Annotated in this window: 10 protein-coding genes and 2 pseudogenes; 6 read left to right on the top strand and 6 right to left on the bottom strand. The window is 72.4% G+C overall.

All coding sequences use genetic code 11. The features are described from left to right. The first annotated feature begins 5 nt into the window (after positions 1-5). Complete coding sequence (locus WBK31_RS19805) at positions 6-1,298, top strand: hypothetical protein (protein WP_378788138.1); 1,293 nt, start codon at positions 6-8, stop codon at positions 1,296-1,298. Here the strand turns inward: WBK31_RS19805 and WBK31_RS19800 are convergent. From WBK31_RS19800 to WBK31_RS19775, 6 genes are all read right to left on the bottom strand, one after another. Further along, positions 1,234-2,049, bottom strand: a complete 816-nt coding sequence (locus WBK31_RS19800; RefSeq protein ID WP_364053598.1) for an amino acid ABC transporter permease — start codon at positions 2,047-2,049, stop codon at positions 1,234-1,236. The two genes, WBK31_RS19805 and WBK31_RS19800, sit on opposite strands and share 65 nt — an antisense overlap. After that, complete coding sequence (locus WBK31_RS19795) at positions 2,046-2,714, bottom strand: amino acid ABC transporter permease (protein WP_364053595.1); 669 nt, start codon at positions 2,712-2,714, stop codon at positions 2,046-2,048. Before WBK31_RS19795 ends, WBK31_RS19800 begins: the two co-directional genes overlap by 4 nt. A 6-nt stretch (positions 2,715-2,720) precedes the next feature. Then, complete coding sequence (locus WBK31_RS19790; protein WP_364053592.1) at positions 2,721-3,563, bottom strand: glutamate ABC transporter substrate-binding protein; 843 nt, start codon at positions 3,561-3,563, stop codon at positions 2,721-2,723. A gap of 30 nt (positions 3,564-3,593) precedes the next feature. After that, on the bottom strand, positions 3,594-4,337 hold the full coding sequence (locus WBK31_RS19785; protein WP_406675383.1) for an amino acid ABC transporter ATP-binding protein: 744 nt from the start codon (positions 4,335-4,337) through the stop codon (positions 3,594-3,596). 100 nt (positions 4,338-4,437) lie between these two features. After that, entirely contained in the window at positions 4,438-5,268 is an 831-nt protein-coding gene (locus WBK31_RS19780) for a glutamate ABC transporter substrate-binding protein (protein WP_364053586.1), read from the bottom strand. Positions 5,269-5,278: 10 nt separating this feature from the next. Continuing rightward, on the bottom strand, positions 5,279-5,965 hold the full coding sequence (locus WBK31_RS19775) for a response regulator (protein ID WP_364053583.1): 687 nt from the start codon (positions 5,963-5,965) through the stop codon (positions 5,279-5,281). 154 nt (positions 5,966-6,119) lie between these two features. Here WBK31_RS19775 and WBK31_RS19770 point away from each other — a divergent pair, with 154 nt between their 5' ends. The 5 genes and pseudogenes from WBK31_RS19770 to WBK31_RS19750 all read left to right on the top strand — a co-directional run bounded on the left by WBK31_RS19770 (position 6,120) and on the right by WBK31_RS19750 (position 11,683). Then, a complete protein-coding gene (locus tag WBK31_RS19770) occupies positions 6,120-8,993 on the top strand; it encodes a response regulator (protein ID WP_406675382.1) in 2,874 nt (957 codons plus the stop codon). 144 nt (positions 8,994-9,137) lie between these two features. Further along, positions 9,138-9,685, top strand: a pseudogene (locus tag WBK31_RS19765) (ATP-binding cassette domain-containing protein). After that, the gene (locus WBK31_RS19760; protein ID WP_406675381.1) at positions 9,682-10,314 is read left to right on the top strand and encodes a hypothetical protein; all 633 of its coding nucleotides are present in this window, start codon (positions 9,682-9,684) and stop codon (positions 10,312-10,314) included. Before WBK31_RS19765 ends, WBK31_RS19760 begins: the two are co-directional and overlap by 4 nt. A 192-nt stretch (positions 10,315-10,506) precedes the next feature. Next, positions 10,507-11,049, top strand: coding sequence for a histidine kinase (locus WBK31_RS19755; protein ID WP_406675380.1), 543 nt, complete (start codon positions 10,507-10,509; stop codon positions 11,047-11,049). Beyond that, positions 11,040-11,683 (top strand): annotated as a pseudogene (locus WBK31_RS19750) (response regulator). The gene WBK31_RS19755 and the pseudogene WBK31_RS19750 overlap by 10 nt, the downstream one beginning before the upstream one ends. The last annotated feature ends 77 nt before the right edge of the window (positions 11,684-11,760 follow it).

The following is an 11,760-nucleotide window of genomic DNA, read 5'->3' as shown; positions in this document are numbered from 1 at the left end:
GCCCGATGCCCGCAGCCCTGTCCCTCCGGTCCGTCAGGCGCGCAGCGCGGCGGGCGGCCGCCGTCGTGGCCGGCCTGTGCGCGCTGCTCGGAGCCGTACGCCTGATCGCGCCCGCCACCGCCGCCGACGGCGAGCCGCCGGGGGTGCGGCGGCAGCTCACGTTCCTGCGCGCCGAGCTGGACGCGGGCGCCGGAGACGAGGCGCAGGCGCTCTTCCCCGAAGGCTACTTCTTCCTGCACGTCCTGTACGGCCTGGCCTGGGTCGAGCTCGGCCACCGCCGGCCGGACGAGCGGGCGGCGGCGCTGCGCGAGGCGAGGTGGGCGCTGGCCCGGCTGGACGGCCCAGGCGGCAGGGCCCCGTTCGACCGGTCGCTCGATCCGCCGTTCGGCGTCTTCTACCGGGGCTGGGGCAACTGGCTGCTCGGCGGCGTGCTGAGCCTGCAACAGGACGGGCGGCGCGACCCGGCCGAGCTGCGCCGCTTCACCGAGGACTCGGCCGCCCTGGCGCGCGCGTTCGACGCGGCGCGCTCGCCGTTCCTGGAGGCGTACCCCGGGCAGGCGTGGCCGGTGGACTCGACGGTCGCGGTCGCCTCGCTGCGGCTGCACGACGCGCTGACCGGCGAGCCGCGCCACGCGGGCACCGTCGCCCGCTGGCTGGAGCGGGTACGCGAGCGGCTCGACCCGCGTACCGGCCTGATCCCGCACGTCGTCGCGGCGGACACCGGCGAGCCAGAAGGAGTGGCGCGCGGCAGCTCGCAGAGCCTCATCCTGCGCTTCCTCGTGGACATCGACCCGGCCTTCGCCGCCGCCCAGTACGCCCGCTTCCGCGAGCTGTACGTCGCCGCCCCGCTGGGCCTCGGACCGGCCGTCCGCGAGTACCCGCACGGCATGGACGGCCCCGCCGACGTGGACTCCGGGCCGCTCCCGCTGGGCGTGAGCCTGTCGGCCACCGCGGTCGCCCTCGGTGCGGCACAGGCCCAGGGCGACGCCGCGCTCGCCGGGGCGCTGGCCAACTACGGGGAGCTGGCCGGGCTGCCGATCGGCACGCCCTGGACCAAGCGGTACGCCTTCGGCCTGCTCCCCATCGGCGACGCCTTCCTCGCCTGGTCCAAGACCGCCCGCCCCTGGGTCTCGCCACCGCCCGCCACCCCACCCGCGACGGTCGGCTGGTGGTGGCGGCTGCCGCTGCTCGCGCTGCTCGCGCTGATCGGTCTCGCGCCCTGGCTGCCCGCGATCACGCGGGCCGTGCGCGGGCGCTCGCGCCCAGCCGGGCGGCCAGCCGGTCCAGCGCCATGTTGATCGCGATGAAGATGGCCGCGATGAGCACGGCCGCCTGGATCACGTTCGAGAAGTTCGCCGCGATGCCGTTCAGCCCCCGGTCCACCAGCTCGTCGTAGCCGACGATCAGTCCCAGCGCCGAGTCCTTCAGCAGCACCACGAACTGGCTGATCAACGCGGGCAGCATGGCCTTGACCGCCTGGGGCAGCAGCACGAGCCGCATCACCTGCCCCTTGCGCATGCCCACCGCGTACGCCGCCTCCCGCTGCCCCTTCGGCAGGCTCAGCACCCCGGCGCGGATGATCTCGGCGATCACCGAGCCGTTGTAGAGGGTGAGGCCGAACAGCACGGCGGCGAAGGCCGAGATGTTCACGCCGATGAGCACGTACGAGCCGAAGAACGCGAAGAAGATCAGCAGCAGCAGCGGCACGGACCTGAAGAACTCCACCACCACCGCCGCCGGGATCCGCACCCACCGGTGGTCCGACAGCCGCGCGGTGGCGAAGACCAGCCCGAACAGCCCGGCCAGCACCACGCCCGCCACGGCCGCCGCGAGCGTCCCCGCCAGGCCGGGCAGGATGAACGTGGCCCAGACGTCGGCGCGCAGCAGCGGTGTCCACTTCTCGGCGGCCCACTGGCCCTTGGCGTCGAAGCGGGCGTACACGAAGGCGGCCACGGCGAGCAGCGCCAGCACGACGAGCACGGTCAGCACCCGGTTGCGGCGCACGCCGCGCGGGCCCGGAGGCTCGTACAGGGTGGTGCAGACGCTCATCGGGCCACCGCCAGCCGCCGCGACAGCCAGCCGAACGCGAGCCCCATCGGCAGGCAGAGCAGCACGAACCCGGCCGCGAAGCCGAGGAAGATCTCGATCACCTGGTCTCCGTACGTCTCGATCATCTCGCGCATCCGCACCGACGCCTCGGCCACGCCCACCACCAGCGCGATCGTGGTGTTCTTGGTGAGCGCGATGAGGATGCTGCCGAGCGGTGCCACCACCGCGCGGAACGCCTGCGGCAGCGTGATCAGTGCCAGCGTCCTGGCGAAGCCCAGGCCCAGCGCGCGGGCCGCCTCCGCCTGCCCCACCGGCACCGTGTTGAGCCCCGAGCGCAGCGCCTCGCACACGAACGCCGAGGTGTAGGCGGTCAGCCCGATGACGGCGAGCCAGAAGTTGTTGGTGGCGATGTCGTCGGACAGCTCAAGGCCCAGGTTCGCGCCCACCCCGAGGCCGGTGAAGAGCAGCACGAGCGTGAGCGGGGTGTTGCGGGCCACGGTCACGTACGCGGTGGCGGTGGCGCGCAGCGCGCCCAGCGGCGCCACCCGCATGGCGGTCAGCAGCGTGCCCAGCACCAGCGAGCCGAGCGCGCTGACCGCCGTCAGCCGCACCGTCATCCAGAAGGCGGCGATGATCGTGCCGCCCTCGGTCAGCAGCGCTTCCATGGCGCCTCAGTACCGCTCGAGCTGCGGGGCCTGGGGCAGCGCGAAGCCGGAGGCGCCCACGCTGTCCTGCAGCGCCTTGGTCCAGCTCCCGTCGGAGAACATCTTCTCCAGCGCGTCGTTGATCGCCTTGCGCCCGGCGGCGTCGTCCTTCTTCAGCCCGATGCCGTACTTCTCGGTGCTGAACGGCTTGCCGACGACCTTGAGCTTGCCGGCGTGCTGCGCGGCGTAGCCGGCCAGGATGACGTTGTCGGTGGTGATCGCGTCGAGCTGGCCGCCGAGCACCCGGTCCACGCACGCCGAGTACGTGCGCTCCTCCTGCAGCTGCACCTCCTTGGCGTACTCCGCCTTGACCTTCTGCGCCGGGGTCGAGCCGGCGACCGAGCAGAGCTTCTTGCCGTTGAGCGCCTCGGGCCCGGTCAGCTCGGTGTCGTCGGCCCTGACCAGCAGGTCCTGCCCGGCCACGAAGTACGGCCCGGCGAAGGAGACCTTCTGCTTGCGCGCGTCGGTGATGGAGTACGTGGCCACCACCATGTCCACCTGGCCCTGCTCGATGAACGCCTCCCGGTTGGCCGACACGGTCTCCTTGAACGTGATGTCCTTCTCCTCGACGCCGAGCTGCTTGGCCACATACTTGGCGACCTCGATGTCGAAGCCGGTGAACTTCCCGTCGGGGGTGCGCAGCCCGAGCCCCGGCTGGTCGGCCTTCACGCCGATGACCAGCTTCTTGTCGTTCTTGGCCTTGTCCACGATGGACGCGGTGGAGGCGTGGCTGTCGGCGCCGCACCCGGACGCGGCGGCTGCCACGGTCAGCGTCGAGGCGATCACGGTGAGTAGCGATATGCGGGACATGACGACTCCTCAGGAGGTCTCTGCGGTCGGTCAGTGGGTGAGGATCTTGGCGAGGAAGTTCTGGGCGCGGTCGCTGCTCGGCGCGCCGAAGAAGGCGGCGGGGGTGTCCTGCTCGACGATCTGGCCGTCCGCCATGAACACGACCCGGTCGGCGGCGCGGCGGGCGAAGCCCATCTCGTGGGTGACGACGACCATGGTCATGCCCTCGCGGGCCAGCGCCGTCATGACCTCCAGCACCTCGTTGACCATCTCCGGGTCGAGGGCCGAGGTGGGCTCGTCGAACAGGATCGCCTTCGGGTCCATGGCCAGCGCCCTGGCGATGGCGACCCGCTGCTGCTGCCCGCCGGACAGCTGCGCCGGGTACTTGTCCGCCTGGCCGCCGATGCCGACCCGGTCGAGCAGTTCGCGGGCCCTGCGCACGGCCTCGTCCTTCGGCCGCTTCAGCACGTGCACCTGCCCGAGGACGACGTTCTCCAGGACGGTCTTGTGCGCGAAGAGGTTGAACGACTGGAACACCATGCCGACCTCGGCCCGCAGCCGGGCCAGCGCCTTGCCCTCGGCCGGCAGCGGCACGCCGTCCAGGGTGATCGTGCCGGAGTCGATGGTCGCCAGCCGGTTGATCGCCCGGCACAGGGTGGACTTGCCCGCCCCGGACGGCCCGATGATCACCACGACCTCGCCCTGCCGCACGGTCAGGCTGACGTCCCTGAGCACGTGATGGTCACCGAAGCGCTTGTTCACCCGGTCCAGCACGATCAGGTCCGCGTGGCTCATGCGTCACGCTCCTTGTCTCGGTCGGCGTTGGCGTAACCGTAAGAAGCGGGACCCGCCGCGAAGCGACTTATGATCGTTTAGATCCTTCTGATCGTTTAATTCAGGGGTTGGCCGGTCGCGACGAGGCGGACGTGGTGCCGGTGACCCCGATCGTGGCGACGAACGCGCGGTCCCACTGCCCGTCGCGCAACCAGCGCGCGATCAGCCCGTTGAGGTAGTCGCGGAACACCGCGTCCCCCTTGCGGATGCCGATCCCGTACGGCTCGCGCCCGAACGGCTTGCCGACTAGCCGCAGCGTGTCGGGATGCTGGGCCAGCAGACCGAGCAGGATCGTGTCGTCGGTGCTCACCACGTCCACCCGCCCCGAGATCAGCGCGGGCACGCAGATGCTGTAGGCGTCCACGATCTCCAGGTGCGCCGTGGGCACGGTCGAGCGCAGCCGATCGACCGACGTGGAGCCCTTGGCCGTGCAGACGGTCTTGCCCTTCAGGTCCTCGACGCCGTTGATCGTCGTGTCGCCCACCCTGACCAGCAGGTCCTGCCCGGCGTAGTAGTACGGGTCGGTGAACGACACCACCTTGGCCCGCTCCGGCGTGATCGAGTACGTCGCCACCACCAGGTCCACCAGCCCCTGGGTGATGAAGTTCTCCCGTTCGCGCGAGACCGTCTCCACGAAGCGGATGTTGCGCTCGCTGCCCGTCAGGTCCTTGGCGATGAGCCTGGCGATCTCCGCGTCGAAGCCGGTGATGCGCCCGCTCACCGGGTCCTTGTAGCCGAACATCGGCTGGTCGAACTTGATGCCGACGGTGAGCACGCCGCGCTCCCTGATGCGCGCCATCGTCGAGTCCTCGGGGAAGGGGTCCGGCTCGCCGCAGCCCGCCGGCGCCAGGCAGATGAGCACCGCCGCGAGTAAGGCCCGCAACCCTTTCACCGGTCCTCCCTCATCGGACGCGGTACCGGTGCTGCGGCCGCCCTGTCGGTCCGTACCTCGGGCGGCCCTCGACCAGCCCGCGATCGGCCAGGTGCTCCAGGTAGCGGCGGGCGGTGGCGCGGCTGACCCCGATCATGCCGGCCAGCTCGTGCGCCGAGGCGTCCTCCTCGACCTCCGCCAGGGCGTCGAGCACGGCCTGCTCGGTGGCGGGGGAGATGCTCTTGGGCCGGGAGGCGGAGTCGAGGTGCATCGAGCGGAAGATCCGGTCGATCTCCTGCTGCTCGGCGAAGCTGTCGCCGGACTCGAGCTGCTCCAGGGTGGCGGCGTACCGCAGCAGGGTCTGCTCCAAGGTGCCCGCCCGCGTGGGTTTGACCAGGTAGTAGAGCGCGCCGCGCTGGATCGCGGCGCGCACGGTGGCCGACTCCTTGCGGCCGGAGATGACGATCACGTCGGCAGGGGGCTGCTCGGGCCTGCGCAGGCGATGAGCCACCTCTAAGCCGGGCATATCCGGAAGGTGAAGATCGAGCAGGACGAGACGCGGCGCGAAGCGGGCGGCGGCGGCCAGAGCGGCGTGACCTGTATGGGCGATCCCCACGACCCTGAACCCCAGTACCCGGTTGACCTGGGCGTGCAGTGCGGCGGTCACCACGGGGTCGTCGTCCACGATGAGTACGGTGATGTCCCTGAGCTCAGGCATCGCCACGCTCCTCGTCTAACTGGTCGATCAATGCAGCTTAGGCGGGTTTTGCCGAAAAACATCGACTTTTGCTCGTTCTGTTCATCGGGAACCGGCGCGAACGCCGGAACCCTCCTACTCTGTACCCCAACGAGAGGGGGAGGGACGGACGCCCGTGCGATGGTTGCTCGCGGTGACGGCCCTGTGGACGTTGCTCGGCCTGCTGCCGCTGGCGCTGCTCACTTCGTCCAGCATCTCGCTGTCGGAGGGCGCGGTCAGAGACGAGGTGAGCGACCGCGTCAAGACCACGGCCTCGGTCAGCCGGGTCGTGGTCGAACAGCAGATGGACTCGCTCAAGCAGCTCGTCACCGCCTTCGCCCAGCGGCCCGAGGTACGCCAGGCCGTCAAGAGGACCGAGCCCGGCACATTGGCCGGCTGGCTGGCCGAGCTGAAGCGCATGCGCGACGGCGTCAGCGGCGTCGTCATGATCTCGCCGGAGGGGCAGACGCTCGGTGTCGAGCCGCCCGTCGTGCTGCCCCAGGACACCGCCAGCACCGACTGGTACCGCGCCGTGCGCGACCAGCGGGCCGCCTACGTCTCGCAGGCGTACACGCCGACCATGCGCGACGTCTCCAGAGCCGTCGCCGTGGCCGCGCCCATCCCCTCCGCCGACGGCGTGGGCATGGTCGGCATGCTCGCCGTCGTCTACAGCCTCGACGCGATCCAGCAGTTCGCCGAGAAGGCCGCCGACGCGCAGGACATCCGGCTGCTCATCACCGACAAGGCCGGCGTGCTCGTCGCCGACGACCCCAGCAAGAAGATCAACGCCCTGACCTCCCTGCGCGAGGACCCGCGCGTGGACAACGCGCTCAACGGGCAGGCGTGGAGCGGCGAGTACAAGGGCATCGACGGCGTCGTGCTGTCGGCGTCCGAGCCCATCCCGAGCATCGGCTGGACGGTCACCGCCGAGGTGCTCGCCGCCGAGGCGCTGGCCTCCGCCGAACGGGTGCGCACGAACGTGCTCACCGTCGCCGCCCTGCTCGCCCTGCTCATCCTCATCGGCCTCGGCCTGCAGATCCACAGCACCCGCGGCCGCCGCCGCGCCCAGGCCACGCTCGCCAGGTACGCCGCCGAGCTGGCCGCCGCCCGCGACGAGGCGCTCGACGCGTCCAACGCGAAGTCCGAGTTCGTCGCCAAGATCAGCCACGAGATCCGCACCCCCATCAACGGCGTGCTCGGCATGAACTCGCTGCTCATGAACACCCGCCTGGACGACGAGCAGCGCTACTACGCCACCACCGCCCAGGAGGCCGCACAGAACGTGCTGCGCCTGCTCGACGACTTCCTCGACCTGTCGCGCATCGAGGCGGGCCACCTCCAGGTGGAGGCCGTGCCGTTCGACCTGCCGCGCCTGTGCGACGAGGTCGTGGCGCCGTTCGCGCCGCACGCCTACGAGCAGGGCCTGTGGCTCACGCTCCGGCTCGACGAGAACGTCCCCAGACAGGTCGTGGGCGACCCCGCCCGGCTGCGCCAGGTGCTGACGAACCTCGTCGGCAACGCCCTCAAGTTCACCGTCCAAGGCGGCGTCGACCTGCACGTCACGCTCGACGAAGGCGAGCCTGGACAGGACCGCGTGGTGCTCAGGTTCGCCGTGGCCGACACCGGCATCGGCGTCGGCCCGCAGGACCGCGAGAAGGTGTTCGGCGTCTTCCGCCAGGTGGACACCCCGATCACCCGCAGGACCGGCGGCAGCGGCCTCGGCCTGGCCATCAGCCGGCAGCTCGTCGAGCTGATGGGCGGGCGCATCGGGCTGGACAGCGTGGAGGGCGTCGGCAGCCGGTTCTGGGCGACGCTGCCGATGGACGTGCTCGACTGGTCGGAGCCCGGCGCCGCCGCCCTGGAGGGACGGCGCGCCCTCGTCGCCGACCAGCGGCCCGAGGACCGCGCGCTGGCCGCCCGCTTCCTCGCCCAGGCGGGCGCCGACGTGGAGGAGACCAGGGACGTCGAGTCCGCCCTGCGCATGCTGCGGGCCGCCGCGGGCAGCGGGGAGCCGTACGAGCTGGCCGTCGTCGCACTCGACCTCAGCGCCGGACCGTACAACGGCGAGTCCTCCGACGTGCCGCGCTCGCTGGCCCACGCCATCCTCGTCGATCCGCTGCTCCAGGCCACCAGCGTCATCGTGGTCGTCACCCCCGGCCGCTCGGGCGTCGCCTGGCCGGCGCCCGCGGGCGAGCGGGCCGTCCAGTCGATCACCCGGCCGCTCAGCCGCCGCCGCCTGCTCGCCGCCGTGGAGAACGCCCTCGGCACCGCCGAGAACCCCGGCGGCGCCTCCGGCGGGTCCGGCGCTTCCGGCGGCGGGCCGACCGGCGGCGCGCGCATCCTCGTCGCCGAGGACGACGAGGTCAGCCGCCAGGTCGCCATGCTCGTCCTCAGCCAGGCCGGGCACGAGGTCGAGACCGTGGACGACGGCGAGCAGGCGGTGCGCGCCGTGCTCGCCGGCGACTACGACCTGGTCTTCATGGACTGCCAGCTGCCCGTGCTCGACGGGCTCGCCGCCACCGAGGAGATCAGGAGCCGCGAGGAGTCCCACACCCCGATCATCGCCATGACCGCCGCCGCCATGCCGGACGACCGCATCCGCTGCCTGGAGGCCGGCATGGACGACCACCTCGCCAAGCCCGTCGACTGGGCGCGCGTGCTGGCCAGGATCCCCGAGTGGACCGCCTCCGCCGGGCTGCCGCCCGAGCTGGCCGGGCTCTCCGCCGAGGCGCTCGCCGACGTGGCACGGGCCTACCTGGCGACCGCGCCGCGCACGTTCGAGGAGCTGCGCCAGGCCGTACGCGACGGTGACCGGCCGCAGGCGGCGGCGCTCGCGCACCGCCTCAAGGGCGCCTGTGCCACGGTCGGCGCCACCAGGGAGGCCGAGCTGTGCCGGCGCGTCGAGGAGATCTCCAGGGCCGGCGGCGTGGTCGGGGAGGCGCTGTTAGAGGAGCTGGAGGCGCTGCTGAACGAGGTCCCGGACTGGATGGGCGCGGTCCGCTCACCCTGACCCGTCTCCGCTCGGGAAGACCGGAGGGCCGGGCTCGGCACCGCTTGGAAAGGCCGGGTCCGCCGCCGTTTACGGTTTTCCGCCATCGAGGTCGGCGGATCGCCCCCATGGTCCGCGCCGTCCTCCACTCCTAGCGTGAGCGCCGTGATCAGTTTGCAGGGCTTGACCAAACGCTACGGCGACCGCCTCGCCGTGGACGATCTGACGCTGGAGCTGCGGCCGGGCAAGGTGACGGGCTTCCTCGGCCCGAACGGCGCGGGCAAATCCACCACCATGCGCCTGGTGCTCGGCCTCGACCGGCCCACCGCGGGCACCGCGCTCGTCTGCGGCCTGCCGTATCACCGCATGGAAAACCCGCTGCGCACGGTCGGGGCGCTGCTCGACGCGCGCGCCGTGCACCCGGGCCGCAGCGGGCACGCCCACCTGACGGCGCTGGCCCGCAGCAACGGCATCCCGGTGCGGCGGGTGGGAACGCCGGGGACCTCGCCGACCGGCTGCGCGCGGCCGGGCTCGCCGTCGAGCGCCTCGGGGAGAACGAGCTGGAGGTCACCGGCGCCACCGTCGAACGCGTCGGCGACCTCGCGTACGAGGCCGGTGTCCGCCTGCACGAGCTGCGTACCAGGCATGCCTCACTCGAGCAGGTCTACCAGGAGCTGACCTCCGGCAGCGTCGAGTACGGAGCGGGCGTATGAGCCGGATCGCACCTTCGACGCCGGCGCGCGTCGTGACGCGGGCCCTGCCGCAGGCCGTCGCCGCGGAATGGGTGAAGGCGTGGTCGGTCAGGTCCACCTGGTGGTGCCTGGCCTGCGCGGTCGTGCTCGGCGTCCTCGCCGCCGCCACGCTGGCCGGCGCGAACGCCACCGACGCCGTACGCGAGGGCGGCGCAGTGCGCATCCCGGCCAGCGAGGCCGTGGTGTCGGCCACCTCGTTGCTGTCGCTCGACGCGTTCGGGCACCTCGTCGTGCTGCCGCCCGGCGAGGTCGCGCTCGACCTGCTCCGCACGGGCGTCTACTTCGCGCTCGTCGGCGTCATGACCGTGGGCGTCGGGGTCGCGATGCGCAGCGCGGCGGGCACGCTCTCCGTGGTGTTCATGCTGCTCATGGGGCTGCCGCTGCTGCTCACCATGACCGGCACCGGGCTCGCGGTCGAGGCGTCCCTGCGCATGCCGATGTTCGCCGGGCTGGCGTTCATGGACAGCGCCGGCAACCTGACCGGAGGGCCGATCCCGTACTCGGCGGGGGAAGGGCTGGCCTGGCTGCTCGCCTGGACGGCTCCGGCCATGGCGGCGGGCCTGACCGTCCTGCACCGGCGCGACGCGTGACCCCTCCCGCGTCCGGCGCCGGCTGTGGGAGGGAACCTGCGCCCGGTGCCGGCTCCGGGAGGGAACCCGCGCCCGGAGCCGAGACGGGGAGCCGTGTCCGGTGCTGGGGCGTCTGGTCCGGGCGCAGGCGGCGGCATAGATCTCACGGCCGTGTCAGGCAGCCGGATCGCCCGTGCCCTCGCCGGAGTCCTCATGGGCGTCCCGCTCGGGCTGGCCGAGCTGGCCTTCCTCGCGATGGCCGGTCCTGCGGCGCTCGTCCCGGCGCTCGAGCTGCCCGGCGTCCGGCTCGTCACCGGCAGCGGCATACTCGGCGTGGGCGGCGGCGCGGTGCTGCTCGCGGTGTCCATCCTGCTGCTCCTGGCCATGGCCGCGCTCGAACGCCGCCTGGCCACGTACTTCCTGGGCCCAGGACCCCAGGAGCTGATGCGGGCCCGCATCGCCGAGCTGACCGCCACCCGTTCCGGCATCGTCGAGGCAGTGGACGACGAGCGCCGCAGGATCGAGCGGGACCTGCACGACGGCGTGCAGCAGCGCGGCGTCGCCCTGGCCATGCTGCTCGGCCGCGCCCGGCACGCCCGCGACCACGACCGCATGGCCGAGCTGGTCGCCCAGGCGTACACCGAGTCGCGTCGCCTCCTCGACGAGCTGCGCAGCGTCGCCTGGCGCGTCTACCCGACCGCGCTCGACGAACTGGGCCTGCGCGCCACGCTGCCGAAGGCGCCGCCGTGCGCGTGATACTCGCCGACGACTCCGTGCTGCTGCGCGAGGGCCTGACCCGGCTGCTCGACGACGCGGGCCACGAGGTGGTGGCCGCCGTCGGCGACGCGCCCGCGCTGCTCGACGCCGTCGAGCGTCACCGGCCCGAGGTGGCGGTCATCGACGTGCGCATGCCGCCGGGGCACAAGGACGACGGCCTGCGGGCGGCCCTGGAGATCCGCGAGCGGCTGCCGGAGGTCGGGGCGCTCGTCCTGTCCCAGTACGTCGAGCAGCACTACGCCGCCCGCCTCCTGGCCGGTCCCGCGGAAGGGCTCGGCTACCTGCTGAAGGACCGGGTCTCGGAGGTGGCCGAGTTCCTCGACTCGCTCGAACGCGTCCGCGCCGGCGGCACCGTACTCGACCCCGAGGTGGTGCGCCGGCTGATGGCCCGCGCCGCCCGTACGGACCCGCTGAGCACGCTCAGCCCCCGCGAGAGCGAGGTGCTGCGCCTGCTCGCCGAGGGCTTCGTCAACGCCGCCATCGCCGAACGCCTGCACGTCTCGCTCAGCACCGTGGAGAAGCACGCCAACGCCATCATGGAGAAGCTCGACCCGCCCGCGACCCCGGCTACAGCCGCCGCGTGCTGGCGATCCTGCGCTACCTCGACGCCTGACCTCGATCCAGCGCTCGGACCGGCGTGGCGGCGACGGGGCATCTCATCGGCCTGACCATCGGGCTCAGAGGGCTGCC

This window comes from Nonomuraea sp. N2-4H (assembly GCF_045291505.1).
Lineage (GTDB): Bacteria > Actinomycetota > Actinomycetes > Streptosporangiales > Streptosporangiaceae > Nonomuraea > Nonomuraea fastidiosa.
The sequence above is the reverse complement of the archived record's forward strand: the minus strand, read 5'-3'. Positions and strand labels throughout refer to the sequence as shown.

Bases quoted from the DNA above. Each gene is read 5' to 3' on its own strand.
- WBK31_RS19760 (WP_406675381.1), top strand. From the start codon at position 9,682: ATGAGCCGGATCGCACCTTCGACGCCGGCGCGCGTCGTGACGCGGGCC.
- WBK31_RS19775 (WP_364053583.1), bottom strand. From the start codon at position 5,965: ATGCCTGAGCTCAGGGACATCACCGTACTCATCGTGGACGACGACCCC.
- WBK31_RS19800 (WP_364053598.1), bottom strand. From the start codon at position 2,049: ATGAGCGTCTGCACCACCCTGTACGAGCCTCCGGGCCCGCGCGGCGTG.
- WBK31_RS19755 (WP_406675380.1), top strand. From the start codon at position 10,507: ATGGGCGTCCCGCTCGGGCTGGCCGAGCTGGCCTTCCTCGCGATGGCC.
- WBK31_RS19805 (WP_378788138.1), top strand. From the start codon at position 6: ATGCCCGCAGCCCTGTCCCTCCGGTCCGTCAGGCGCGCAGCGCGGCGG.
- WBK31_RS19795 (WP_364053595.1), bottom strand. From the start codon at position 2,714: ATGGAAGCGCTGCTGACCGAGGGCGGCACGATCATCGCCGCCTTCTGG.
- WBK31_RS19785 (WP_406675383.1), bottom strand. From the start codon at position 4,337: ATGAGCCACGCGGACCTGATCGTGCTGGACCGGGTGAACAAGCGCTTC.
- WBK31_RS19790 (WP_364053592.1), bottom strand. From the start codon at position 3,563: ATGTCCCGCATATCGCTACTCACCGTGATCGCCTCGACGCTGACCGTG.